This window comes from Arthrobacter sp. 05L421 (assembly GCF_056397785.1).
In genome coordinates, this window is sequence record NZ_JBFTOC010000049.1 from 1 (window position 1) to 2640 (window position 2640).

The following is a 2640-nucleotide window of genomic DNA, read 5'->3' on the forward strand; positions in this document are numbered from 1 at the left end:
TCGGCGTGCGGGAACATGTTCGCCTCGCCCGCGGCCGGGCAGGTCTACCGGGTGGCCAGGGCCGCGAACGCCGGCGGCGGGGTGCTGCTGAGCTACGGCAACTACGCCGGTGACGTGCTGCACTTCGGCCAGGCCCAGCTGCGCCTGAACGCCGAAGGCATCGAGACCCGCACSGTCCTGGTCACCGACGACATCGCCAGCGCCCCGCCGGAGCAGATCGAGAAGCGCCGCGGCATCGCCGGGGACCTGACGGTCTTCAAGATCGCCGGCGCCGCCGCCGAGGCCGGGCTGGGCCTGGACGAGGTGGAACGGCTGGCCATCAAAACCAACCACCGCACCCGCTCCCTCGGCGTGGCGTTCGGCGGCTGCACSCTGCCCGGCGCGGACGGGCCGCTGTTCACCGTCCCGGCCGGCCAGATGTCCCTGGGCCTGGGCATCCACGGCGAACCGGGCATCTCCGAACACCCGATGCCCACCGCCTCCGAACTCGCCGGGCTCCTGGTCGGCCGGCTCCTGGCCGACAAACCCGAGGACGCCGGCACCCGCGTGGTCGCGATCGTCAACGGCCTCGGCACGGTCAAGTACGACGAACTCTTCCTGCTCTTCGGCAAGATCGAACCGCTCCTCACCGCCGCAGGACTGACCGTGGTGGAGCCAGAATGCGGGGAGCTGGTCACCAGCCTGGACATGTCCGGGCTCTCCCTGACCCTGCTCTGGCTGGATGAGGAACTCGAGCAGTACTGGGCCGCCCCGGCCGACACCCCCGCGTTCCGCAAGGGAAACCTGGCGCCCCGCGCCCGCCGCGAACTCGCGCCGGCCGACGAGGCTGACGCCGAAGAGGCCGAACACGCCACGATGGCGGCAGCGGACCTGGGCCGGCTGGCAGCCGACCTGCTCGGCCAGACGCGGAACGTGATCATTGAGCACGAGGAAGAACTCGGTAACCTCGATGCGATCGCCGGGGACGGTGACCACGGCATCGGCATGCGCCGCGGCGTGGACGCGGCCGTCGCCGCCGCCGAGCAGGCTGCTGCGGCTGATGGCGGCGCGTCGCCGTCGCGGGTGCTGACCGCTGCCGGGGAGGCCTGGAGCGAACGCGCCGGCGGCACCTCGGGCGCGCTCTGGGGCTCGGCGGTCATCGCCGCCGGTCTCGCTTTGGGCAACAGGGACAGCTACTCCGGCGAGGACGCAGCCGCCGCCGTCACGGCCTTCGTTGATGCCATCACCGAGCTCGGCAAGGCCGAGTTGGGCGACAAGACCATGGTGGACGCGCTCCTGCCGTTCCGGGAGGCTTTCCTCGCCGCCTTCGACGCCGGCACCTCCGTGGCTGCCTCGCTCGCCGCAGCTGCGGAAGCCGCCACTGCCGCAGCGGACGGGACGTCCGGGTTGCGTCCGCTCAAGGGCCGCGCCCGTCCGCTGGCCGAGAAGAGCCTCGGCCACCCCGACCCCGGCGCGGTGTCCTTCGCCCTCATCGCCACGCGGATTTCTGCACACACCGAAACTTCCAGCACAGGAACCCGGCTCGCTACCTCCGAGCCGACGGAACAAGGAGCAAAAGCATGAGCACAACAACAGGCTGGCGCATCGTCGTCGGCAACGATGAGGCCGGCGTCGAATACAAGAACGCCCTGAAGGCCCTGCTTGAAGCGGACCCCCGCGTGGCGTCGGTGCTGGACATCGGCGTCGGACCGGATGACTCCACGGCGTATCCGCACGTGGCCGTTGACGCGGCCCGCAAGATTGCCGACGGCGAAGCCGACCGGGCGCTGCTGATCTGCGGCACCGGCCTGGGCGTGGCCATCGCCGCCAACAAGGTCCCCGGTATCCGGGCCGTCACCGCGCACGACAGCTACTCAGTGGAACGGTCCGTCCTAAGCAACAACGCCCAGGTCCTCACCATGGGCCAGCGCGTCATCGGCCTGGAACTCGCCAAGAAGCTCGTGGGCGAATGGCTGAGCCACCGCTTCGACGAAACCTCCTCCTCCGCCGCCAAGGTGGACGCCATCTGCTCGTACGAACCCGAATACACGAAGGCAGTCTGAACATGACCGAATCAACAGAAACCGCAGCGGCCATCAACGCCGCCCGCAAGATCGCCGTCGTCGGCTCCGGTTACATGGGCGGCGGGATCGCCCAGGTCCTGGCGCTCGGCGGCGCCCGGGTTGCCCTCGCGGACGTGACCGCCGAAGTGGCGCAGAAGAACTACGAACGGCTCCTGACCGAATCCGACGAATTCGTAGCAGCAGGGCTCTTTCCCGCAGGCGCCACCGCCATCCTGAAGGAAAACCTCTGGCCGGCCAAGGACATCGAGGAAGCCGTGGCCGACGCCGACTTCATCGAAGAAGCCGTCCCCGAGGTGATCGGGATCAAGCACCAGACCCTCGCCCGGATCAGTGCCGCCGCCCGGCCGGACGCCATCATCGGCTCCAACACCTCCACGATCTCCATCGCGGAGCTGTCCGGGCCGGTCACCCACCCGGAACGCTTCCTCGGCGTGCACTTCTCCAACCCCTCACCCTTCATCCCGGGGGTGGAAATCATCCCCCACGCCGGCACCTCCGCGGCCACCGTCGGCGCCGTCCGCGACCTCGTGCACGCGGCCAACAAACAGACCGCCGTGGTCAAGGACGTCACCGGCTT

Annotated in this window: 3 protein-coding genes; all 3 read left to right on the forward strand. The window is 69.7% G+C overall.

From position 1 onward, the window contains the following. Positions 1–1563 (forward strand): dihydroxyacetone kinase subunit DhaL (gene dhaL, locus AC1DKQ_RS22300; RefSeq protein WP_476920265.1); only part of this gene is annotated, 1563 nt, incomplete at its 5' end. Then, a complete protein-coding gene (locus AC1DKQ_RS22305; protein WP_476920266.1) occupies positions 1560–2042 on the forward strand; it encodes a ribose-5-phosphate isomerase in 483 nt (160 codons plus the stop codon). The genes dhaL and AC1DKQ_RS22305, both read left to right, overlap by 4 nt. 2 nt (positions 2043–2044) lie before the next feature. Further along, the coding region (locus AC1DKQ_RS22310; RefSeq protein ID WP_476920267.1) for a 3-hydroxyacyl-CoA dehydrogenase family protein at positions 2045–2640 on the forward strand (596 nt) is incomplete at its 3' end.